General features: G+C 68.8%; 22 protein-coding genes. 7 read left to right on the top strand and 15 right to left on the bottom strand.

Going from position 1 to position 20332, the window contains the following annotated elements:
* The first annotated feature begins 106 nt into the window (after positions 1–106).
* Positions 107–985: an alpha/beta hydrolase gene (locus tag BR31_RS0107080; protein WP_027500353.1), complete on the top strand. Its 879-nt coding sequence runs from the start codon at positions 107–109 to the stop codon at positions 983–985.
* A gap of 78 nt (positions 986–1063) precedes the next feature.
* Entirely contained in the window at positions 1064–1996 is a 933-nt protein-coding gene (locus BR31_RS0107075) for a LysR substrate-binding domain-containing protein (protein WP_027500352.1), read from the top strand.
* Between the two features lie 84 nt (positions 1997–2080).
* On the opposite strand, the gene BR31_RS0107070 is transcribed toward BR31_RS0107075, so the two are convergent.
* From BR31_RS0107070 to BR31_RS31410, 11 genes are all read right to left on the bottom strand, one after another.
* Entirely contained in the window at positions 2081–3415 is a 1335-nt protein-coding gene (locus BR31_RS0107070) for an MFS transporter (RefSeq protein WP_156042383.1), read from the bottom strand.
* A gap of 189 nt (positions 3416–3604) precedes the next feature.
* A complete protein-coding gene (locus BR31_RS0107065) occupies positions 3605–4600 on the bottom strand; it encodes an amidohydrolase family protein (RefSeq protein ID WP_027500350.1) in 996 nt (331 codons plus the stop codon).
* Between the two features lie 3 nt (positions 4601–4603).
* The gene (locus BR31_RS0107060) at positions 4604–5125 is read right to left on the bottom strand and encodes a 3-hydroxyanthranilate 3,4-dioxygenase (protein WP_027500349.1); all 522 of its coding nucleotides are present in this window, start codon (positions 5123–5125) and stop codon (positions 4604–4606) included.
* A complete protein-coding gene (locus BR31_RS0107055) occupies positions 5122–5577 on the bottom strand; it encodes a RidA family protein (RefSeq protein WP_027500348.1) in 456 nt (151 codons plus the stop codon). Before BR31_RS0107055 ends, BR31_RS0107060 begins: the two co-directional genes overlap by 4 nt.
* Positions 5574–6332: a 2-keto-4-pentenoate hydratase gene (locus BR31_RS0107050; protein WP_027500347.1), complete on the bottom strand. Its 759-nt coding sequence runs from the start codon at positions 6330–6332 to the stop codon at positions 5574–5576. Before BR31_RS0107050 ends, BR31_RS0107055 begins: the two co-directional genes overlap by 4 nt.
* Positions 6333–6387: 55 nt before the next feature.
* Entirely contained in the window at positions 6388–7863 is a 1476-nt protein-coding gene (locus BR31_RS0107045) for a 2-hydroxymuconic semialdehyde dehydrogenase (RefSeq protein WP_027500346.1), read from the bottom strand.
* Between the two features lie 60 nt (positions 7864–7923).
* Positions 7924–8826 carry an LLM class flavin-dependent oxidoreductase gene (locus BR31_RS0107040; RefSeq protein WP_027500345.1) on the bottom strand — a complete coding sequence of 301 codons (903 nt, stop codon included), beginning with the start codon at positions 8824–8826 and terminating at the stop codon, positions 7924–7926.
* A 435-nt stretch (positions 8827–9261) separates the two neighbouring features.
* Positions 9262–9384 (bottom strand): hypothetical protein, encoded by a 123-nt coding sequence (locus tag BR31_RS32365; RefSeq protein ID WP_269321311.1) that lies wholly within the window; start codon positions 9382–9384, stop codon positions 9262–9264.
* 201 nt (positions 9385–9585) lie between these two features.
* Complete coding sequence (locus tag BR31_RS0107020) at positions 9586–10371, bottom strand: MBL fold metallo-hydrolase (protein ID WP_027500344.1); 786 nt, start codon at positions 10369–10371, stop codon at positions 9586–9588.
* Between the two features lie 124 nt (positions 10372–10495).
* Entirely contained in the window at positions 10496–10954 is a 459-nt protein-coding gene (locus BR31_RS0107015) for a RidA family protein (RefSeq protein ID WP_027500343.1), read from the bottom strand.
* Positions 10955–10960: 6 nt separating this feature from the next.
* The gene (locus BR31_RS31410) at positions 10961–11125 is read right to left on the bottom strand and encodes a Sp36 family protein (RefSeq protein WP_072750449.1); all 165 of its coding nucleotides are present in this window, start codon (positions 11123–11125) and stop codon (positions 10961–10963) included.
* Between the two features lie 54 nt (positions 11126–11179).
* Here BR31_RS31410 and BR31_RS0107005 point away from each other — a divergent pair, with 54 nt between their 5' ends.
* Both BR31_RS0107005 and BR31_RS0107000 read left to right on the top strand, forming a co-directional pair.
* Positions 11180–12196, top strand: coding sequence for an ATPase BagA (locus BR31_RS0107005; RefSeq protein ID WP_027500342.1), 1017 nt, complete (start codon positions 11180–11182; stop codon positions 12194–12196).
* A complete protein-coding gene (locus BR31_RS0107000) occupies positions 12193–13305 on the top strand; it encodes an ATPase BagB (protein ID WP_027500341.1) in 1113 nt (370 codons plus the stop codon). The genes BR31_RS0107005 and BR31_RS0107000 overlap by 4 nt, the downstream gene beginning before the upstream one ends.
* Here the strand turns inward: BR31_RS0107000 and BR31_RS27705 are convergent.
* On the bottom strand, positions 13284–14549 hold the full coding sequence (locus tag BR31_RS27705) for an MFS transporter (protein ID WP_051637041.1): 1266 nt from the start codon (positions 14547–14549) through the stop codon (positions 13284–13286). The genes BR31_RS0107000 and BR31_RS27705 overlap by 22 nt on opposite strands.
* Positions 14546–15028 carry a MarR family winged helix-turn-helix transcriptional regulator gene (locus tag BR31_RS27700; protein ID WP_197023570.1) on the bottom strand — a complete coding sequence of 161 codons (483 nt, stop codon included), beginning with the start codon at positions 15026–15028 and terminating at the stop codon, positions 14546–14548. The genes BR31_RS27705 and BR31_RS27700 overlap by 4 nt, the downstream gene beginning before the upstream one ends.
* A gap of 102 nt (positions 15029–15130) precedes the next feature.
* On the opposite strand from BR31_RS27700, the gene BR31_RS0106985 reads away from it, so the two are divergent.
* Positions 15131–15580 carry a cupin domain-containing protein gene (locus BR31_RS0106985; RefSeq protein ID WP_027500340.1) on the top strand — a complete coding sequence of 150 codons (450 nt, stop codon included), beginning with the start codon at positions 15131–15133 and terminating at the stop codon, positions 15578–15580.
* A gap of 189 nt (positions 15581–15769) precedes the next feature.
* On the opposite strand, the gene BR31_RS0106980 is transcribed toward BR31_RS0106985, so the two are convergent.
* Complete coding sequence (locus BR31_RS0106980; protein ID WP_027500339.1) at positions 15770–16093, bottom strand: WhiB family transcriptional regulator; 324 nt, start codon at positions 16091–16093, stop codon at positions 15770–15772.
* Between the two features lie 251 nt (positions 16094–16344).
* On the opposite strand from BR31_RS0106980, the gene BR31_RS0106975 reads away from it, so the two are divergent.
* Entirely contained in the window at positions 16345–18717 is a 2373-nt protein-coding gene (locus BR31_RS0106975; RefSeq protein WP_027500338.1) for a penicillin-binding protein, read from the top strand.
* A gap of 69 nt (positions 18718–18786) precedes the next feature.
* Here the strand turns inward: BR31_RS0106975 and BR31_RS0106970 are convergent, their stop codons facing one another.
* Positions 18787–19263: a GatB/YqeY domain-containing protein gene (locus BR31_RS0106970; RefSeq protein WP_027500337.1), complete on the bottom strand. Its 477-nt coding sequence runs from the start codon at positions 19261–19263 to the stop codon at positions 18787–18789.
* 69 nt (positions 19264–19332) lie between these two features.
* Between BR31_RS0106970 and BR31_RS0106965 the strand changes: the two genes are divergently transcribed.
* On the top strand, positions 19333–20295 hold the full coding sequence (locus tag BR31_RS0106965; protein WP_027500336.1) for a metallophosphoesterase: 963 nt from the start codon (positions 19333–19335) through the stop codon (positions 20293–20295).
* Positions 20296–20332: the final 37 nt, after the last annotated feature.

Below are 20332 nucleotides of genomic sequence, written 5' to 3'. Positions count from 1 at the left end.
AGGGCATATCCGAGAGCGGAATTCGCATTCGACAGGCATATGACCGAGACCGCAGTATCGAGGGATGAGATCCGTTGCAGCACGGGCATCCCGGAATGGGCATCCGATGTCCGATCCGCAGACCGACGTCGAGTACAACGTCCGGAACACCGTCTCGCCGGAGCTCTTCGACGAGATCATCGGCGAGTACCTGGCCCGATCCGAGAGCGCGGTCCAGGGCCTGCGCGGATTCACCGATATCTACTACGACCCGCACAGCCAGCAGAAACTGGACGTGTGGGGAACCTCCGACGAGCCGAGGCCGGTGTTCGTCGCCATCCACGGCGGCTACTGGCGGGCCCTGTCCCGACACCACACGGCCTTCATGGCGCGCGCCCTCGACACCGAGGGCATCGCCACCGTCACCGTCGACTACGGCCTCGCGCCGGAGACGCCACTCGAGGAGATCGTCCGCCAGGTCCGAGCGGCGGTCGCATGGGTCTACCACCACGGCGCCGACCATGGGCTCGACCCCGATCGGATCGTCGTCGGCGGCAGCTCCGCAGGAGGGCACCTCACCGGCACCCTCATGGTCCCTGGCTGGCAGCAACCGCTCGGCCTACCCGAGAACGTCGTGCGTGGCGCCATGCCGATCAGCGGACTGTTCGACCTCCGCCCGCTCGTCGACTCGTTCGCGAACGAATGGCTCGGGCTCGACATCGAGCGAGCGCGTGCGCTGAGCCCACTGCTACTCGCTGACGGACCCGGACCGACGGCCGTGATCGCGGTTGCGGACCGCGACGGCGCCGGGTTCCGCACGCAGACCGAGCGGTTCCACGACGCCTGGGCCGAACACTCCCCCTGCGCCCTGCTCGTCGTTCCCGATCGCAACCACTACGACATCTTTCTCGATCTGGCCGACCCCACGACCACGCTCAACCGCGCCCTCGTCCGGATGATCAACGGGCTCGCGGAGCGGCACCCCGCCGCCCACGCCCTGCCATAGCCGAAAGGGCATAGCGCGGACCGAGAACTGTCGCATCCAGCTATTGCCAGGGGTCCAGATCCCGATAGGCTCGGCCGCATGGACATGCCCAAACTGCTCGACGGGCGGCTGAAGCTGCGACACCTCGTGCTCGTCGATGCGCTGACGAAGCAGGGCAGCGTGGTCGGTGCCGCCGCGGCGCTCCACGTGACCCAACCGGTGGCCACCCGCAGCCTGCACGACCTGGAGTCGATCCTCGGCGTGGAGCTGTACGAGCGGGGCCCGCGCGGCATCACCCCGACGATCTTCGGCGAGGCCTTCACCGCACACGCGAGAGCCGTCATCGCCCAGCTGACACTGGCAGGCAGGCACGTCGTCGAGCTGGCCGAAGCGGATCGCGGGACCGTGGTGGTCGGCACCCACCTGGCCGGTTCGAACGTCCTGCTCCCCGGCGCGATCGCGCGACTGAAGGTGGAGCGGCCCCTGCTCACGGTGATCGTGCGCGAGGGCACCCCCGAGACCCTGCTCGTCGAGCTCGAGGCCGGCCGGGTCGACCTGATCGTCGGCCGGCTCACCTCCCCCACCGACCAGTCCGCCATCCGCGACACCCTCTACGAGGAATCGGTGGAACTCGTCACCCGCGCCCGCCATCCGCTGGCCGAGCTCGACAGCCTGACGCTCGCCGACCTGGCCGACTACCCCTGGATCCTGCCCGGCACCGAGACCTCGCTGCGCCGCGAGCTGGAGGAGTTCTTCGCCAGGAACAGCATGCCCCTGCCCGCGAACCGGGTCGAGGCCACCTCGTTCCTCACCGTCCGCCAGCTGCTCATCGAGACCGACATGATCGCCGTGCTGCCGAGCCTGATCCCGCGCGACGACGCCCGGCTGACCACGCTCCCGGTGGCGCTGGATCCGATCGGGCACAGCGTCGGGATCACCCTCTCCCCCGGCCGCACCCTCAGCCCGTCCGCCGAGGCACTGGTGGGCAATCTGCGCCGGATCGCCGCGGAGATCGCCCCGGCCCGTCGGTGAGCTCGGCGCCAACGCGCCGACCCGCGACGAGCCGCCCACCCGTCGGGGTGAGCGGCTCGCCGAGAGTGCGATGACTCGCCGGCCCTACGCGTGCGCGTGCTCCTGGGCGGCCGCGGCCTGCGGCCCGCGCGACGTCGACGGCACGAGCCGGAACAGCGCGATCGCACCCGCAAGGCTGATCGAGCAGATGATCACCAGGTACCAGGTGACGCCGACCGAGGATCCCGTCGCGTTCAGCAGCGCCGTCGAGATCATCGGTGCGAGGCCGCCACCGAGGATGGCTGCGGTCTGCAGGATCAGCGACGAGCCCGAATAGCGCACCCGCGCCGGGAAGGTGTCCGCGATGATGCTGCCCTGCACGCAGTGCGTGACGGGGACGATCAGGCCCATGCCGAGGAACGCGATGACCGCGAGCACCGGGTTCTCGGTGTTGAGCAGCGGGAGGAACGCGATGCACCACAGCAGGATCGCCGCCGATCCGGCGATGAACATCGTCCGCCTGCCGTAGCGGTCCGCGACCATCGTCCAGAACGGGATGCTCGCGAACCACAGCACGGCCGCCGCGGTCACGCACAGCACCAGGAACTGCTTGTCGTATCCGAGGTGCTGGGTGCCGTAGGACAGGGTGAACACCATGAAGGCGTACGCGACCGCGGAGTTGGCCACCACCGCGAGCAGGGTCAGGGAGAGTCGAGGGAACCCGACCTTCAGCGACTCCCGCAGCGGGAAACGGACCACATCACCCTTCTCGAGAACCCCTGCGAACGAGGGTGATTCCGTCACCCGAAGCCTGATCACCAGGCCGATCGCGACGAGCACGAAGCTCAGCAGGAAGGGGATACGCCAGCCCCACGACGCGAAGGCCTCGTCCGGGAGCACCGCGTTCGTGGTCAGGAAGATGGCGTTGGCGAGCACGAGACCGGCAGGCGTCCCCATCTGCGGGAAGCCGGCGTAGAGGTTCTTCTTGCCCTCGGGCGCGTGCTCCATCGACATCAGAGTGGCGCCCGCGCCCTCCCCGCCGAGGCCGATGCCCTGCACGATCCGCAGCGCCACCAGCAGCACCGGGGCCCAGAACCCGATCGCGTCGTAGTTCGGGATCAGTCCGATGAGCGTGGACCCGATGCCCATCATCACGAGCGAGACGACAAGGGTGGCCTTGCGGCCGATTCGGTCACCGAAGTGACCGAACACCAGGCCGCCGAGGGGGCGGGCGACGAAGCCGACGGCGAAGGTACTGAAGGCCGCGAGGGTGCCGACCGACGGGCTCAGGCTGGGGAAGAACTGCTTGTTGAAGATGAGCGCGGCCGCGGTGCCGTAGAGGAAGAAGTCGTACCACTCGAGGGTCGTGCCCGCGAGGGTGGCCATGGCCACCCGACTGCGGGCCGTCGCGGCGGGGCCGGGTTCCGGATTCTCGTTCATCGTGGGACCTATCATGTTGGGAGACAGAGGATGTGGGGCCGATGGTGACGCAAACAGGGTGCGTGGCGGTGCTGATCACAGTCTCACCGTGTGAGCCATGACACACAAATGCCGATTCGCCGATCTTCCATGCCCATTTGGTCATAGCCGGCACACCGGACCGCCCCGACGACCCGGGCACCGATACGATCAGCCCAGCCCCAGGAACCGCTCGGCATTTCCACGGGAAATCAATTGCCGCGCAGCGTCATCGAGGCACTCACTCTTGCGCACCACTTCTCCCACCGGCCGTTCCCCCAGCGGGTAGGGATAGTCACTGCCCACCATCACCCGCTCGACGCCGACGGTGTCGACCAGCAGACGCAACGCTCGTTCGTCGAAGACCACGGAGTCCACATAGAAGCGACCGAGGTAGTGCGACGGCGGGAACTCCGACGTGCCGATCACGTCGTTCCGACCGTGCCAGGCGTTCTCCATCCTCCCCAGCCAGAACGCGAAAGATCCACCGCCATGGGCGAATCCGATCTTCAGGCTCTCGTCGATCCGGTCGAACACGCCGCCGAGGATCAACGCCAGGATGGAGAGGTGGGTCTCGGACGGCATCGCGGTCAGCCACTGCGCCATCCACCGATCCAGCCGAGGGGAGCTCGCCATGTCCCACGGGTGCACGAACACCGGCACGTCCAGCGACGCGCAGTGCTGCAGGAACGTGACCACGCCCTCGCTGTCGAGGTCCAGGTCGCCGACATGGTTGCCGATCTCCACGCCCCGGTGCCCGTTGGCGATGCACCGCTCGAGCTCACGGCACGCGGCATCGGTGTCCTGCAACGGGACCTGGCAGAACGGGATCAGACGATCCGAGGCAGGTGCGACGATCTCCAGGGCGAGGTCGTTGAAGATCCGCGCGATCCGCTCCCCCTGCGCGCCGGTGCGCCCGTAGTTGAAGAACGCCGGGGTCGGCGAGACCACCTGCGTGTGCACACCGTCCGCGTCCATGTCCCGCAACCGGGTCTCGGCGTCCCAGGCGTCCGCCTGGATCCGGCGGAACTCCTTGGCGCCCATCATGATCATCGCCTCGGACTCGGATTCGATCCGCAGCCACGGCGCCTCCGGTCCCGCCTCCGACGTCAGGTCGGGCCACCCTTTCGGCACGTAATGGGTGTGGACGTCGATCATTCCGCTCACGTCTCACCCCTTGCCCGGATGGAGGGTTCCGCAGCGCGCGCAGGTACGGGCGTCGACGTTGTCGTAGAACTGGGTGAAGACCGGGGGCAGGTCGGCGACGATGTCCCTGACCTGCAGTTCGACCTCGTGGATGAGCGCGTTGCAGTTCAAGCAGTACCACTGGAACTTCTCCAGGGTTCCCTCTTCCCGCACCCGCTCGATGACCAGACCGATCGAGCCCGCGGTCGGGCGCTGCGGCGAGTGGGGCAGGTTCCCCGGCAGCAACCACGTCTCGCCCTCGCGAATGTGCACCCTCTCGGGGCCGTTCTCGGTCATGACGTCGACGTGGATGTCGCCCTTGATCTGGTAGAACCACTCCTCGTACGGGTCCAGGTGGTAGTCCGTGCGCTCGTTCGGCCCACCGACGACCTGGACGATGAAGTCGCTGCCGAGCGCCATGGTCTGGTTGTTCACCGGGGGCTTGAGCAGGTGCTCGTTGTCGGCGATCCATTTCTGGAAGTTGATGGTCTGCGGGACTCGGGTCATGACAGGGCCTCCGATGCGGTGGTTGGGTGCGGCGGGCGAGCGACGGGTCGGTATGCGACGCCCTGCATTTCGATGAGCAGGTGCGGATGCGGCAACTGGTGCACCGCAACGGTGGTACGGGTCGGCCCGTTCTCGTCGAACAGTTCGGCGTAGACCTCGTTGTAGCCGCCGAAGTCGTTCATCGACACCAGGTACGAGGTGACCTGGACCAGGTCGCCGAGCTCTGCCCCGACCTCGGCGAGGATGGCGCGCATGTTCTCGATGACCGCGCGTGTCTGTGCCCGGATATCGAGTGCGGTGGTGCCCATCTCGTCGACCTCGACGCCGACGAACGTATTGTCCTGGCGTCGCGAACTGGTTCCCGAGACGTAGACGAAATCACCTACGACCTTCACGTGCGGGAACCGGCCCCGCGGTGTCGCGAGCCGGTCGATCACTTTGGCGTCGGTCATCTCGTCCCCTTCACGCTGACTCGGCCGAGACCGGCGATGTGGCACTGCGCGACCTCGGCGGTCAGCGCGACCGCCGCGGTGGCCGCCCCGGCGAGGATCACCTGCCCCGCGCGCAGCGGGATCGCGCGCCGCCGGGCCATGTCGACCAGCGCGTGCAGCGCTCGGACGGGATCGCCCAGGATCGCCGACGTGGATCCCAGCACGGCGTCCGCGCCCACCTCGAGCCGTACCGCGCGGTCGTCGACGTCCTGCATCCGCTGCCAGGGTCCGACGACATAGCCTGCGGCGGAAGTGTTGTCGGCCACCACGTCGGTGTAGGTGAAGCGGAAGTCCCGGTACCGCGAATCGATGATCTCCATCGCGGGCGCGACCGCGTCCACACAGGACACGACATCCACGGCCGGATCGCCCGGATCCACGTCGCGGGCGAGCCGGTAGGCGATCTCCGGCTCGATCTTCGGGTGGATGAACCGGGTCAGGTCGACGTCACCGCCGTCCTCGATCCGCATGGCATCGGTGAGCTGCCCGACGATCACGTCGGAGACACCCATTTGCGCCATCTTCGCCTTGCTGGTGAATCCCAGCTTCACCCCGACAATCGATTCGCCCCGGCCGAGCCTGCGGCCGATCAGCGCGTTCTGGATCCGGTAGGCATCGTCGATGTCGACCTCATGGCTGTCCGCGAGGCTGGGCGTGTCGGTCACGGTCTGCTGGGCACGGTCCAGACGATCGGCGAGGTCTTCGATATCGATCATGCTGAGCGGCATCACTTCTCACTCTCGCTGTTTACTGTCGATCCCGATGTCACAGTCACAGTTGCACGCACACATTCGTGGGTTCGGTATAGAAATGGAGGGAGGATTCGCCACCCTCGCGGCCGATCCCGGACAGTCCCACGCCGCCGAACGGGGAGCGGAGTTCGCGGGTGAACCAGGTGTTCACCCAGGAGATGCCGACCCGCATCTGCTGCGCGACGCGGTGCCCACGGCGCAGGTCATTCGTCCAGACCGCCGCGGCGAGTCCGTACTCGGTGTCGTTGGCGAGCGCGATCGCCTCCTCCTCGGTGTCGAAGGGGATCAGCGCCGCGACCGGACCGAAGATCTCCTCGCGCACTGCGCGATCGGCGTTCGTCAGCCCGGTCCACAGCGTCGGCTCGATCCAGGAGCCGCCTGCGAGGCCCTCGCCGAGGGCGGGGATCCCGCCGCCGGTGAGCACCTTGGCCCCGGCCTGCTCGGCCAGCTCGAAGTAGCCGCGAACCTTCTCGCGGTGCGCCTGCGAGATCAGCGGACCGGTCGTGGTCGCGGTGTCGGCAGGCGCACCGAGACGAAGCCCTTCGGCACGCTCGACCAGCCCGGCCGCGATGTCGTCGAACACGCCGCGCTGGACGTACACCCGCTCGGTGCACAGGCACACCTGCCCGGTGTTGGCGAAGACCGACCGGGTCAGCCCGGTGAGGGCCTCGTCGATGTCGACGTCGTCGAACACCACGGCGGCGTTCTTGCCGCCGAGCTCGAAGGAGACCGGCCGGACCCGCGGCGCCACGGTCTTCATCACGTGCGAGCCGGTCGCGGACGACCCGGTGAAGGTGACGCCGTCGATGCCCGGATGATCCGTGAGGAACTCCCCTGCCGAGTCTCGGCCGAAACCGTGCACGACGTTGTAGACGCCGGCCGGGAGTCCGACCTCCTCCAGTACCTCCGCGAGCAGCGTTGCGGTGGAAGGGGTTTCCTCGCTCGGCTTGACGACGACGGCGTTGCCACAGGCCAGCGCGGGCGCCACCTTCCAGGTGAGCAGCAGCAGCGGCAGGTTCCACGGCACGATCACCGCGACCACGCCCAGGGGCTTGCGCACCGCATAGTTCAATGCCTGCCGACCACCGGCGAGGTCGGTGAGAAACGACTCCTGGCCCGCGGCGGCGACCACGTCAGCGAAGGTGCGGAAATTGGTCAGCGCGCGGGCCACGTCGAGCTCGCGGGCCTGCGTGATCGGCTTACCCGTGTCGGCCATCTCGGCCGCGACGAACTCCTCGAACCGCTCCTCGATCCGGTCTGCCGCCCGCCGCAGCAGGGCCGCCCGTTCCCGCACGGGGGTGTCGGCCCAGCCGTTGTCCAGCGCGCGCCGCGCCGATCGCACGGCGCGGTCGACGAGGGCGATGTCCGCCTCGTGCACCCGGGCCACCAGCCGGCCGGTGGCCGGGTCGAGATTCTCGAAACTTCGCTCCTGGTCCGGGTCGACGAAGCCGCCGTCCACGTAATTGCGAATCCAGGCTTCGCGCGATGTGGTCATGGACCCATGATTGGCCGTCGATCCATGCCGAACAAATGCGAAATTCCTCGCACCCTATAGCTATTTGGGCATGTCTCGATGCCGGGCGACCGCCTCGCGAACCGCCGGGACCACCTCCACCGCCCACTTCCGATGCTGGTGCGGGTCGTCGCCCTCGGCGCCGAACACGAAGGTGTCCATGCCTGATTCGAGCACCAACGCGGTCAGCTCGTCGACCCACTGCCGCACCGGCCCGTTGAGGAACCCACCGCTCGGCCCGTCGGTGATGGCCCCGAAGACGTTGTAGATCCGCTGAATCGCCGCCGGGTCGCGGCCGGCCGCCGTCGCGGACTCGTCGATGCGCGCGTGCAGGCCGGGCAGCACCGGCGGCGGAAAGTAGCTGACCGACGGGACCCAGCCGTCGGCCTCCCTGCCGAGCACGCCGAGCATCCGTGGGCCGCCGACCCCGAGCCACAGTCCGATGTCGTGGGCGGGTCGCGGTCCAGGGTGCACCCCCGACAGCTGGTAGTGGGCGCCCTCGTAGCGCACCGATTTCTCGCCGGACCACATCAGTCGGATGACGTCGAGGGCCTCCGTCAACGCGCCAGCGGCCTCGCCAGGGGTCCGTTCGGGCCCACCCATCGCACCGATCGCCTGCCAGAACGCGCCCGCACCGACCGCCAGCTCGAACCGCCCGCCCGAGATCACGTCCAGACTCGCGGCCGCCTTCGCCATCACGGCAGGCGGCCGCAGCGGCAGGCTCGCCACGTCGGGGAACACGCGGACCCGGGTGGTGCGCGCGAGCACGACGGCCATCAGCGACCAGGTGTCCAGGAATCTCTTCTGATACGGATGGTCCTGGATGCCAACGAGATCCAGGCCCTCCTCGTCGGCCATCCGGACGAGGTCGAGGATCTCGTCGACCCGGTCGGCGTCCGGGGTGGGGAACATGCCGAACTGCAGTGGACGCCCGTAGTCGGTCATCGCCGCGCTCCTCGGTCTCGACTGCGCCTGATGTCAACAGTCGTCGACCCCGCCCGAATGCGCAACGGTCGCCGCAGGATCGGGCCGGGATGGACCGATCGCGCGGCGACCGTCGGTGGGGTGCGCGTGGAGCGCAGGGACTACTTGGGCTCGACCGGGCTCAGCGAGCCGCCGGCCAGGTTGCCCAGCAGGTCCCCGAGGACCGGTACGAGGGCCTTGAACACGTCGCCCAGATCGGAAACAGATCCCATGGTCATACTCCTAGAAGTCGAGGGTGCCGCCGGCGGTCCGGCGTTACGGGTTGGGGGTCTCGCCCGCGCTACCGGCGCCGGCCGAGGCCGAGTTGAGGCCGGTGAACAGCGTGGTCAGCGAGTTGACCAGCTCGGTGAGGTTCTCGACAGATGTCATCGTCGTCTCCAGTTCGTGATCGGTCGGTCAGTTCGCCGCGCTGACGGAATCGAGGCCCTCGATTGCCTTCATCAGCGGGAGAAGCTTGAGCATGTCGAGCAGGCCGAAACCGGCGCCGTTGGCGTCGAGCAGGTTCTCAACGGATCCCATGGGGAACTCCTAACATCGCGTTGTGACGTGGCACACATACCGTGCCGGAGGTCAAACTATTAGTTAGGCGTAGCAAGTGTCTAGTCGTCCGTTACGCGCAGTTACACAGAAATCCGAATCCTCTGCCCGAAACGCGCAGGTAGGCCAATGCAAAATGGGTCACAAGACAATCAGTCTTGTGACCCATCTCACTTTTGGAGCTCAGCGGCGCAGGTACTCCAACTGCACCCGCACGGACTGCTCGGCCACCGGCCACAGGCTCTGATCGACGTCGGAGTAGACGTGCTCGACCACCGCACGAGGGCCGGCGTCGGCCCCGAGGACCTCGAGCGCCGCACGCACCTGATCGAGTCGCTCCTCGCGATGACTCAGGTACTGCTGCGCCACCGTCTGCAGGTCCGGTAGGTCGGGTCCGTGCCCTGGCAGCACCGCACGGCCCGTGCCCAGGTCGATGAGCGCACGCAGGGAGGCCAGGTAGTCACCGAGATCGCCGTCGGAGGCGTCCAGGACGGTGGTGCCCCGACCGAGGATGGTGTCGCCGGTCAGCACCGACCCCTCCCCCTCGATCACGAACGAGGTCGAGTCCTTGGTGTGCCCGGGAGTGCGCAGCACCCGGATCGCCAGACCGACCTCTTCGATGAGCTCGCCGTCCGGCAGGCCCGCGTCGGTGTGCGTGCGGAACCGCGGGTCAACGGACCGGACCGGACTGCCGGTGAGCGCGGCGAACCGCTCCACGCCGCCGGTGTGGTCCCCGTGCCGGTGCGTGATCAGGGTCAGCGCCACCGGGCCGACGGCCGCCACCCGCAACAGGTGCTCCTCGTCGGCGTCACCCGGATCGATCACCACACATTCCTCACGGCCGGGCGCCCGCAGGATCCAGGTGTTGGTGCCGTCGAGCGTCATCATGCCCGGGTTGTTCTCCAGCATCACCGCCGCAATCGGGGTGACCTGGCGCAGCTGGGCGTACGCCGGATGTGCCGTGGTCATGGGCTCACTGTACGACCCCGGCGTCGCCGCGGGCGTTGGGCCGCATGCGGATTGAATCCACCCGCCGACGCCCGCGCGCGGGCCCACCGATTTGTCGGGCCGATCGCGCGCGGGCGCACCGCGGCTAGCGGACCTCGACGATGACCTCGACCTCGACCGGCGCGTTCAGCGGCAGCTCGGACACGCCGACCGCAGACCGGGCGTGCACGCCCGCGTCGCCGAACACCTCGCCGAACAGCTCGGAGGCGCCGTTGATGACGCCGGGCTGGCCGGTGAACCCCTCCGCGGAGGCCACGAAGCCGACCACCTTGACGATGCGCACCACCGAGTCGAGCCCGACCAGCGCGTCGATCGCGGCGAGGGCGTTGAGCGCGCAGGTCCGGGCGGCGATCTTGGCGAAGTCCGCGCCGACCGCGCCGCCGACCTTTCCGGTCAGCTGCAGTTCACCGTCGATGAAGGGCAGCTGGCCGGAGGTGTAAACCAGGTTCCCGGTCCGCACCGCGGGAACGTAGGCCGCGACCGGCGCCGCCACCGCGGGCAGCTCGATCCGCAGCTCAGCGAGCCTGGAGGTCCAGTCGGTCATGGCCGATCAGCCCTTCGGGCGCTTGAGGTAGGCCACGTGCTGCTCGCCGGTCGGGCCGGGCAGCACCGACACCAGTTCCCAGCCGTCGCCACCCCACTGGTCGAGGATCTGCTTGGTCGCGTGGGTCAACAGCGGAACGGTGGCATATTCCCAGGTAGTCAATTCGCTCATGCCGCTGAGCCTAGTCGGCCGACGCGGCGCTTCCGCGACTTATAGGCTCGGGGGGTGGCAGCACCCGCGACAGCACCCGTATACGAGTGGCCCGCCAAGGCGGACAAGGCTCGGCTGCATTTCGTCTCAGGCAAGGGCGGCACCGGAAAGTCCACGGTCGCGGCCGCTTTGGCGCTCGCGCTCGCCGCGGGCGGGCGGCGGGTCCTGCTCGTCGAGGTCGAGGGCAGGCAGTCCATCGCGCAACTCTTCGACGTGCCCCCGCTGCCGCCCGAGGAAACCAAGATCGCCACGGCCGATGACGGCGGCGAGGTCTACGCGCTCGCCCTCGACATCGAGCACGCGTTCCTCGAGTACCTGGACATGTTCTACAACCTCGGCTTCGCCGGGCGGGCCATGCGCAGGATCGGCGCCATCGAGTTCGCCACCACCATCGCGCCCGGCCTCCGGGACGTGCTGGTCACCGGCAAGATCAAGGAGTGCGTGGTGCGCACGGACAAGTCGGGCGCCCGGATCTACGACGAGGTCGTCGTCGACTCCCCGCCCACCGGCCGGATCGGCAGCTTCCTCGACGTCACGAAGGCGATGGCCGACCTCGCGAAGGGCGGGCCGGTGTATTCGCAGTCCGAGGGGGTGGTCCGGCTGCTGCACTCCGACGAGACGATGGTGCACCTGGTGACGCTGCTCGAGGCGCTGCCCGTGCAGGAGACCACCGACGCGGTGGTGGAACTGGAGGCCGCCGACCTCCGGCTCGGCACGGTGATCGTCAACCGCAGCGGCACCGCCTACCTGCCGACCAAGACGATGGCGCAGGCCGCGAACGGCACCATCGACGCGGACGCGGTCCGGGACGGGCTGGAGGCCGCCGGGATCTCGCTGTCCGAGGCCGACTTCGCGGGCCTGCTCACCGAGACCATCGAGTACGCCGCGACGCTGCGCGCGCAGGACGACAGCGCCGCCACCCTCGACGAGTTGGACGTCGCGCGACTGCACCTGACGGCGCTGACCGACGGGATCGACCTCGGTGCGCTGTACGAGCTGGCCGAACAGCTGGCCGAGCAGGGCGTCCGATGACCGCGACTCTCGACATCGACGCGATCCTCACCGACCCCGCGTCCCGGATCGTGGTGTGTTGCGGGGCGGGCGGCGTCGGCAAGACGACCACCGCCGCATCGATGGCGCTGCGCGCGGCCGAGGAGGGGCGCCGGGTCGTGGTGCTCACCATCGATCCCGCCCGCAGGCTCGCCCAGGCGCTCGGGGTGCGCGAACTCGACAACTCACCGCAGCCGGTGCAGCTGGCTCCCGGCGCCACCGGTGAGCTGCACGCGATGATGCTGAACATGCGTCGCACGTTCGACGACATGGTGCTCGAGCACTCCGCCCCCGACACCGCGCAGCAGATCCTCGCCAACCCCTTCTATCAAACGGTGGCCACCTCCTTCTCCGGCACGCAGGAGTACATGGCCATGGAGAAGCTGGGTCAGCTGGCCGCCAGCGACGAGTGGGACCTGGTGGTCGTGGACACCCCGCCCTCGCGCAACGCGCTCGACTTCCTCGATGCCCCGCAACGCCTCGGCGCGTTCCTCGACGGCCGGATGATCCGGATGCTGTCCGCTCCCGGCCGCGGGATCGGCCGCCTGGTGACCGGCGCGATGGGCCTGGCGCTCAAGGCCGTGAACACCATCGTGGGCAGCCAGATGCTGTCCGACGCATCGGCGTTCGTGCAGTCCTTCGAGTCGATGTTCGGCGGGTTCCGGGAGCGGGCCAACCACACCTATCAACTGCTGCGCGCGGAGGGCACCCACTTCCTGGTGATCGCGGCCGCCGAGCCGGACGCGCTCCGCGAGGCCTCGTTCTTCGTCGACCGGCTGTCCACCGAGGGGATGCCGCTGGCCGGGCTGGTGCTCAACCGGACCCATCCGACCCTGAGCTCGCTGTCGGCCGATCGGGCGACGGCCGCGGCCGATCAGCTGAAGGACCGGGGCGAACACCCGTTGGCGGCGGCGGTCCTGCGGATCCACGCGGAGCGGGCCCGTACCGCGCAGCGAGAGCTGCGGCTGCTCGGCCGGTTCACGGGCGCCCACCCCCGGGTGCCGGTGGTCGGCGTGCCGTCGTTGCCGTTCGAGGTCTCCGACCTCGAGGCGCTGCGGGCCGTCGCCGATCAGCTGACCGGCCGGGGCTGACCGACCTCGCCGCCCGGCTCGGCCCCCGCCCGTCGGGGTTGCCGCACGACGAGCGCGGCGCCGCCCGCGGCGACCAGGCAGGCGGCCGCGCCCATCGCGAGGGCGACCCGGCCGCCGAACTGCTCGGCGACGGCGCCCGCGATCGGACCGCCGATCGGCGTCGACCCGAGGAACGCCACCGACCACAGGGCCATCACCCGGCCGCGCATGCCGGGTTCGGCCTCGAGCTGCAGGGTGCTGTTCCCGATGGAGAGGAATCCGACGCTCGCCGCCCCGACCAGAACCAGGATCACCAGCTCGAGCCAGAGGGTCGGGGCGATGGCGGCGGCAGCGATCAGCACCCCGAACAGCGTCGCCGCCGCGACCAGCGCGGGGATCCCGGTCTTGCCGCGGGCGGCGACGAACAGCCCGCCGACCACCGCGCCGAATCCCATCGCCGCGGTCATGAATCCGTAGACGCTCGCGTCGCCCCCGAAGGTGTCGCGCGCGAGCACCGGCAGCACCACCTGGAACTCGTAGGCCAGGCAGCCCACCAGCGCCATCATCAGCAGCGGGACCAGCAGTTGCGGGGTGCGCCGCACGTACCGCAGGCCCTCCCGCAGCTGCCCCGGCCTGCGCTGCGCGGGCGGCGCGGGACGCAGCGCGCCGAGGTCGAGGGTGACCAGCGACACGACCACCGCGACGAAACTGACCGCGTTCAAAAGGAAGCACAGTCCGAGCCCGCCTGCCGCGATGATGATGCCTGCGGCCGCAGGCCCGACCGCGCGGGCCACGTTGACCAGGACCGAGTTCAGGCTGACCGCGTTGCGCAGGTCCTCGGGCCCGACCATCTCGAGAACGAATGCCTGCCGTGCGGGATTCTCGAAGCTGTTGTTCACCCCGAGCAGGAATGCGAGCAGGTACACCTGCCACAGCGTCACCGCGTTGGTCACCGTCAGGATCCCGAGCACAAGCGCGAGCACGCCCATCATCGACTGCAGCCCGATCATCAGCCTGCGCTTGTCCATCCGGTCGGCGACGACGCCGCCGTACGGCCCGAACAGCAGTACCGGGAGGGTCTGCAGCGCGATCACCAGGCCGAGCGCGGTGCCCGACCCGGTCAGCTGCAGCACCAACCATGCCTGTGCGACGGCCTGCATCCAGGTGCCGACCATCGACACCGCCTGCCCGCCGTAGTACCGGCGGAAGTTCGGAGTGGCCAGGGATGCGAAGGTTCGGTGCGCGGCCGCCGCGAGCGTGGTCACGGCCGGCCGCGCGCGGCGGCGCCCGTTCCGGATCCGGCGGGCTGCGGTGCGATCTCCGTCGCCAGCGATTCGAGCGCGGGCAGTGCGGATCGAAGGGCCTGTGCCTGCTCCTCGGGGAGCCGGGCGAGTGCATCGGTGAACAGTCGGGTCCGTTCACGACGGAGCCTGTGGTGCAACAGCTCGCCCGCCTCGGTGACCTGTACCTGCGCGACCCGTCGATCCGCCGGGTCGGTGGAACGCTCGAGCAGACCGTCGGCCTCGAGCTTGCCGACCACGCGCGAGAGCATGGTCGGGTTCAGTCCCTCGGTCTCGGCGAGCGCACCCAACCGCAGCGGGCCGAGTCGGGCGACGGTGCCGAGCACGGAGAGCTGCGTCCGGGTCATGCCGTCGCCCGAGACCTGCCGGTCGACGAGTCGGGCGATCCGGGCGAGGGCGATCTTGAGGCGGGTGACCTCGTCCTCCGAGTACACCGTCGCCATCGCTGCCCCTCCCCGAATTGATTGCCTATCGGCAAGCATATAACTCGGAGGGAGGCGTGTCGACGCGTGACGGGAACACCCGACGCTGCAATGATCGGTGTCATGACGGAGCTGCCCGACTGGGCGCGCGAGCTCAACCTCGCGCCACACCCGGAGGGCGGCTGGTATCGGGAGACCTGGCGCAGCGACATCACCGTCCCGGCGACCGCCCTGCCCGGCGACTATCCCGGCGCCCGCGCGGCCGGGACCGCCATCCTGTTCCTGCTGATGCCGGGCGAACAGTCCGCGTGGCACACCGTGCGCAGCGAGGAGATCTGGCTCCACCACCGCGGCGGCCCGCTCCAGCTGGACCTCGGCGGGGACGACGACCGGCCCGGCCAGGCGACCGAACACCTCCTCGGCCCCGACATCGTCGCCGGTCAGGCGCCACAACTGGTGGTACCTGCGCGGCACTGGCAGCGGGCCCGCCCCGCCGGAGACGAGCCGACGCTGGTCAGCTGCGTGGTCGTACCGGGATTCGACTTCGCCGACTTCCGCCTGCACGGGGACTAGCGCCCCTGGCACGGCCGGACCCCTGCAGATAACAGCACGGTCACGTGGCCATTCGGTCCACGGGCAAAACCGGCAGGAATATCTGCGGGTGAAATGAATCGAGCGGGTTCTTACAGCCGATATCGCGGGGTGTCGTTACCTCCGCCAACCGGCCCGGCCGGGGCATTCACCCCGGCCGGCGCGCCGGTGTCAGACGGCGTTGGACTGCGCGCGCTGGGTGTCGAAGAAGTCGGCCCAGGACTCGACCTCGGGATGCTGCTTGAGTAAGGCACGTCGCTGACGCTCGGTCATGCCACCCCACACGCCGAACTCGACCTTGTTGTCGAGGGCGTCGGCGCCGCACTGCATGAGAACCGGGCAATGCCGACAAATCGTGGCGGCCTTGCGCTGTGCCGCGCCGCGGACGAACAACTGGTCAGGATCAACAGCCCGGCATCTGGCCTGTGCGACCCACGCGATACGGGCCTCGGCTTCCTCGACGTCCAACCTGTGGGTCGTGGTGATAACGGTCATTCTGGTGCCCCTCTGCAGTCCAAGCGTCGCCCTCGCTGACGCTCTGGAATTACGTATGACCCGCCGTATCACAGCGAGTCACACCACATTCCTCAACGAGTGTTATCTCTATCACACTCAGAAGACAACTTAGGCATTGAAGATCGTCCAGCGCAAGATGCTGAGGCATTTTTTTGGTACGGACGTCCATCAAGTGCTGCACGCGGCCCACATCTGCAGGTCGCGGCCGCCCGCCCACGTAGGCTGTCCCCGTGCCGATCGCAAAAACTGTCGCGAAGCTCGCCGGATGCTCCGCTCTTGCCGGGGCTCTGCTCGCGGGCGTCATGTTCCCCCTGGCCGGCGGGTTCGGAATCCTCTCGAACCGGGCCGCCGATACCGTCGACAACGTCTCGGCCGAGCTGGTACAGGGCGATGCCCCCACCGTCTCGACCATGGTCGACGCCGCGGGCAACCCCATCGCCTGGCTCTACGAGCAGCGCCGATTCGAGGTGCCGAGCGACAAGATCTCCAACAACATGAAGCTGGCGATCGTCTCGGTCGAGGACAAGCGCTTCGCCGACCACCAGGGCGTTGACTGGCAGGGCACGCTGCGCGCCTTCCTGACGAACACCACCAGCGGCCAGGTCCAGCAGGGCGCGTCCACGATCGACCAGCAGTACGTGAAGAACTACCAGCTGCTGGTCGTGGCCAAGACCGACGCCGAGCGCCGGGCCGCCATCGAGACGACCCCGGCCCGCAAGGTGCGCGAGATCCGGATGGCGTTGACCCTGGACAAGAAGCTGACGAAGGACGAGATCCTCACCCGGTACCTGAACCTGGTGCCGTTCGGCAACGCCTCGTTCGGCATCCAGGACGCGGCACGCACCTACTTCGGGGTCGACGCGAAGGATCTCGGGCTCACCCAGTCGGCGATGCTCGCCGGCATGGTGCAGTCCAGCTCCGCGCTGAACCCGTACACCAACCCCGAGGGCGTGCTCGAGCGCCGAAACATCGTGCTCGACACCATGATCGCGAACATCCCCGACCGCGCCGACGAGATCCGCGCGGCCAAGGAGGAGCCGCTCGGCGTCCTGCCCGAGCCGAACACCCTGCCCCGCGGCTGCATCGCCGCGGGCGACCGCGGCTTCTTCTGCGACTACGCGCTGCAGTACCTGGCCAACTCCGGGATCAGTCGCGAACAGGTCAACAAGGGCGGCTACCTGATCAAGACCACCCTCGACCCGGTCCTGCAGAACTCGGCGCACAGCGCCCTGACCGCCACGGCCAACCCCAAGGTCGACGGGGTTGCCGAGGTGATGAACGTCGTGCAGCCGGGGCAGGACCAGCACCGGGTGCTGGCGATGAGCAGCAGCCGGACCTACGGCCTCAACGGCGAGATCAACGAGACCGTGCAGCCACAGCCGTACTCACTGGTCGGCAGCGGCGCTGGTTCGGTGTTCAAGCTCTTCACCACCGCCGCGGCGATGGAGAAGGGCCTCGGCACCAGCGCGGTCCTCCAGGTCCCCGGCCGCGCCGAGGTCAAGGGCATGGGCTTCGGCGGCGCGAAGGGCTGCCCGGCCAACATGTACTGCGTCGAGAACGCAGGCAAGTACCCCGCCTCGATGTCCGTCACCGACGCCCTCGCCCAGTCCCCGAACACCGCGTTCGTCAAGCTGATCGAGCAGGTGGGCGTCGCGCCGACCGTCGACATGGCGGTGCGCCTCGGCATGCGCTCCTACGCGCAGCCGGGCACCTCCGGTCACGACAACCAGTCGATGGCGGACTTCCAGAAGGAGCAGAACCTCGGGTCGTTCACCCTCGGCCCGACGTGGATCAACCCGCTCGAGCTCTCGAACGTCGCCGCGACCCTCGCCTCGCACGGAAAGTGGTGCCCGCCAACCCCGATCGACTCGATCTACGATCGCAACGGCAAGCCGGTGTCCATCACGCAGGAGGCCTGTGAGCAGGTCGTCGAGCCCGGCCTCGCCGACACCCTCGCCAACGCGATGAGCAAGGACGACAAGCCCGGTGGCACCTCGGCAGGCGCCGCCGGATCCGTCGGCTGGACGCTGCCGATGGCAGGTAAGACCGGCACCACCGAGTCGCACATGTCCTCGGCGTTCGTCGGCTTCACGAACAACCTGGCGGCCAGCGTCTACGTGTACGCGGATTCGCCGACCCCCCGCGAGATCTGCACCTCGCCGCTGCGACAGTGCGGCGACGGCAACGTGTTCGGCGGTAACGAACCCGCAAGGGCCTGGTATCTCGCGATGAAGCCGGTGGTCGACAAGTACGGTCCGACCGCGCTGCCGCCGATCGACCCGAAGTACCAGCGCGGATCGAAGAACGCTCAGGTGCCGGAGGTGGCCGGGATGACCCAGTCGCAGGCGACCGGGGTGCTGCAGGCGGCCGGGTTCACCGTCAACGCCGTCAACACGCCTGGACCGTCGCCGCGTGGCAACGTGCTGAGCACCTCACCCGCCGGCTCGGCGGTGCCGGGTTCGGCGATCTCCCTCTACGTCAGCGACGGCTCGGCGAAGTCCGCCGCGCCTGCGGCACCGGCGCCGGGACCCGCGGCGGCACCCCCGCCGCCGATCCAGATTCCCGGCCTGCCGCCGATCCAGCTCCCCCCGCTGCCGCGGTAAGGCGGCTGCGCCGCCCGTGAGTACTTCTGGTGCCCCTAGGGGCCAGAAGTACTCACGGGCGCGGAGCGCCTACAGCCGGTCTTTGACGGCCTTCGAGATCCGGGTGCCGTCGGCCTTGCCCGCCGCGAGCGCGGTGGCGGCCTTCATGACCTGGCCCATCTGACGCATCCCGGGCCGCTCACCGATCTCCTCCGCGACCTGCGCGATGGCGGTGTCCGCGACGTCGGCCAGCTCGGCGTCGGTCAGCGGGGTGGGGAGGTACTCGTCGATGACCTGCGCCTCGGCACGCTCGGTCGCGGCCAGCTCGCCGCGTCCCGCCTCGGTGTAGATCTCGGCGGACTCGCCGCGCTTCTTGGACTCCTTCGCCAGGACCTTGAGGACCTCGTCGTCGGTGAGTTCGCGGGCCTCCTTGCCGGAGACCTCCTCGGTCTGGATGGCGGCGAGCAGCATTCGCAGGGTCTGCAGACGAAGGGCGTCCTTCGCCTTCATGGCGGCCGTCATGTCGGCCCGGAGCGTGGATTTGAGGGAAGAAGTCGAATCGGACATGGTGCCGAACGCTACGCGCTCCGCGCACTGACGCGCATGTCGATTGCGCGCGCTGCGTATCCTGAAATGGTGTTAGACGACTCACGCAACGTGCTCCGGGGAACAGCGGCCGGATTGGCGGGCGCCGCGGCGCTCGGAATCGGGTACGCCTCCCTGATCGAGCGAAACGCCTTCACCCTGCGTGAGGTCACCATGCCGGTCCTCGAACCCGGGTCATCCTCGCTGCGGGTGCTGCACATCAGCGACCTGCACATGATGCCGAATCAGAAGCTCAAGCAGAACTGGCTGCGTGAGCTCGACCGGCTCGACCCCGACCTGGTGGTGAACACCGGCGACAACCTGTCGCACCAGCGTGCCGTGCCCGCGGTGGTGCAGTCGCTGAGCAGCCTGCTCGGTCGCCCGGGGTTGTTCGTCTTCGGCAGCAACGACTACTTCGCCCCGAAGCCGAAGAACCCGTTCAAGTACTTCAACAAGGAACACAAGCGCACCCATGGCGAGCCGTTGCCGTGGCAGGACCTGCGCGCGGCCTTCACCGAGCGCGGCTGGCTGGACGTGACCCACACCCGGCGCGAGCTGGAGGTCGCCGGCATCCGGATCGCGACCGCGGGCGTCGACGATCCGCACCTGAAGCGGGATCGCTACGACACCATCGCCGGGCCGCCGAACCCGATCGCCAACCTCAAGCTCGGCATCACCCACTCGCCGGAGCCCCGCGTGCTGGACCGGTTCGCGGAGGACGGCTACGACCTGGTGCTCGCCGGGCACACCCACGGCGGCCAGTTGTGCCTGCCGTTCTACGGCGCGCTGGTCACCAACTGCCAGATCGACCGGTCGCGGGTCAAGGGTCCGTCGAAGTGGGGCGCGCACACCCAACTGCACGTCTCGGCGGGAATCGGCACCTCCCCCTACGCGCCTGCTCGGTTCTGCTGCCGGCCGGAGGCGACCCTGCTGACCCTCGTCGCGGCACCGAACAAGGGGCCCAACAAGGGCGTGCGACCAGGCGTTTCGTCTTCCGCGGCAGTCGTGCGCTAGACTTTCGCTCGCTGCCCGATGAGGGCAGATGCAGGGC

Origin of the sequence: Rhodococcus sp. UNC363MFTsu5.1, from assembly GCF_000686785.1 — a bacterium.
GTDB lineage: Bacteria > Actinomycetota > Actinomycetes > Mycobacteriales > Mycobacteriaceae > Rhodococcus_G > Rhodococcus_G maanshanensis.
This window is presented reverse-complemented; position numbering and strand designations above follow the sequence as displayed.

Excerpts from the sequence above, each read along its gene's own strand:
- BR31_RS0107080 (WP_027500353.1), top strand. The coding sequence starts at position 107 with ATGTCCGATCCGCAGACCGACGTCGAGTACAACGTCCGGAACACCGTC.
- BR31_RS0107075 (WP_027500352.1), top strand. The coding sequence starts at position 1,064 with ATGGACATGCCCAAACTGCTCGACGGGCGGCTGAAGCTGCGACACCTC.
- BR31_RS0107070 (WP_156042383.1), bottom strand. The coding sequence starts at position 3,415 with ATGAACGAGAATCCGGAACCCGGCCCCGCCGCGACGGCCCGCAGTCGG.
- BR31_RS0107060 (WP_027500349.1), bottom strand. The coding sequence starts at position 5,125 with ATGACCCGAGTCCCGCAGACCATCAACTTCCAGAAATGGATCGCCGAC.
- BR31_RS0107055 (WP_027500348.1), bottom strand. The coding sequence starts at position 5,577 with ATGACCGACGCCAAAGTGATCGACCGGCTCGCGACACCGCGGGGCCGG.
- BR31_RS0107050 (WP_027500347.1), bottom strand. The coding sequence starts at position 6,332 with ATGATCGATATCGAAGACCTCGCCGATCGTCTGGACCGTGCCCAGCAG.
- BR31_RS0107045 (WP_027500346.1), bottom strand. The coding sequence starts at position 7,863 with ATGACCACATCGCGCGAAGCCTGGATTCGCAATTACGTGGACGGCGGC.
- BR31_RS0107040 (WP_027500345.1), bottom strand. The coding sequence starts at position 8,826 with ATGACCGACTACGGGCGTCCACTGCAGTTCGGCATGTTCCCCACCCCG.
- BR31_RS32365 (WP_269321311.1), bottom strand. The coding sequence starts at position 9,384 with ATGGGATCCGTTGAGAACCTGCTCGACGCCAACGGCGCCGGTTTCGGC.
- BR31_RS0107020 (WP_027500344.1), bottom strand. The coding sequence starts at position 10,371 with ATGACCACGGCACATCCGGCGTACGCCCAGCTGCGCCAGGTCACCCCG.
- BR31_RS0107015 (WP_027500343.1), bottom strand. The coding sequence starts at position 10,954 with ATGACCGACTGGACCTCCAGGCTCGCTGAGCTGCGGATCGAGCTGCCC.
- BR31_RS31410 (WP_072750449.1), bottom strand. The coding sequence starts at position 11,125 with ATGAGCGAATTGACTACCTGGGAATATGCCACCGTTCCGCTGTTGACC.
- BR31_RS0107000 (WP_027500341.1), top strand. The coding sequence starts at position 12,193 with ATGACCGCGACTCTCGACATCGACGCGATCCTCACCGACCCCGCGTCC.
- BR31_RS27700 (WP_197023570.1), bottom strand. The coding sequence starts at position 15,028 with ATGGCGACGGTGTACTCGGAGGACGAGGTCACCCGCCTCAAGATCGCC.
- BR31_RS0106985 (WP_027500340.1), top strand. The coding sequence starts at position 15,131 with ATGACGGAGCTGCCCGACTGGGCGCGCGAGCTCAACCTCGCGCCACAC.
- BR31_RS0106980 (WP_027500339.1), bottom strand. The coding sequence starts at position 16,093 with ATGACCGTTATCACCACGACCCACAGGTTGGACGTCGAGGAAGCCGAG.
- BR31_RS0106970 (WP_027500337.1), bottom strand. The coding sequence starts at position 19,263 with ATGTCCGATTCGACTTCTTCCCTCAAATCCACGCTCCGGGCCGACATG.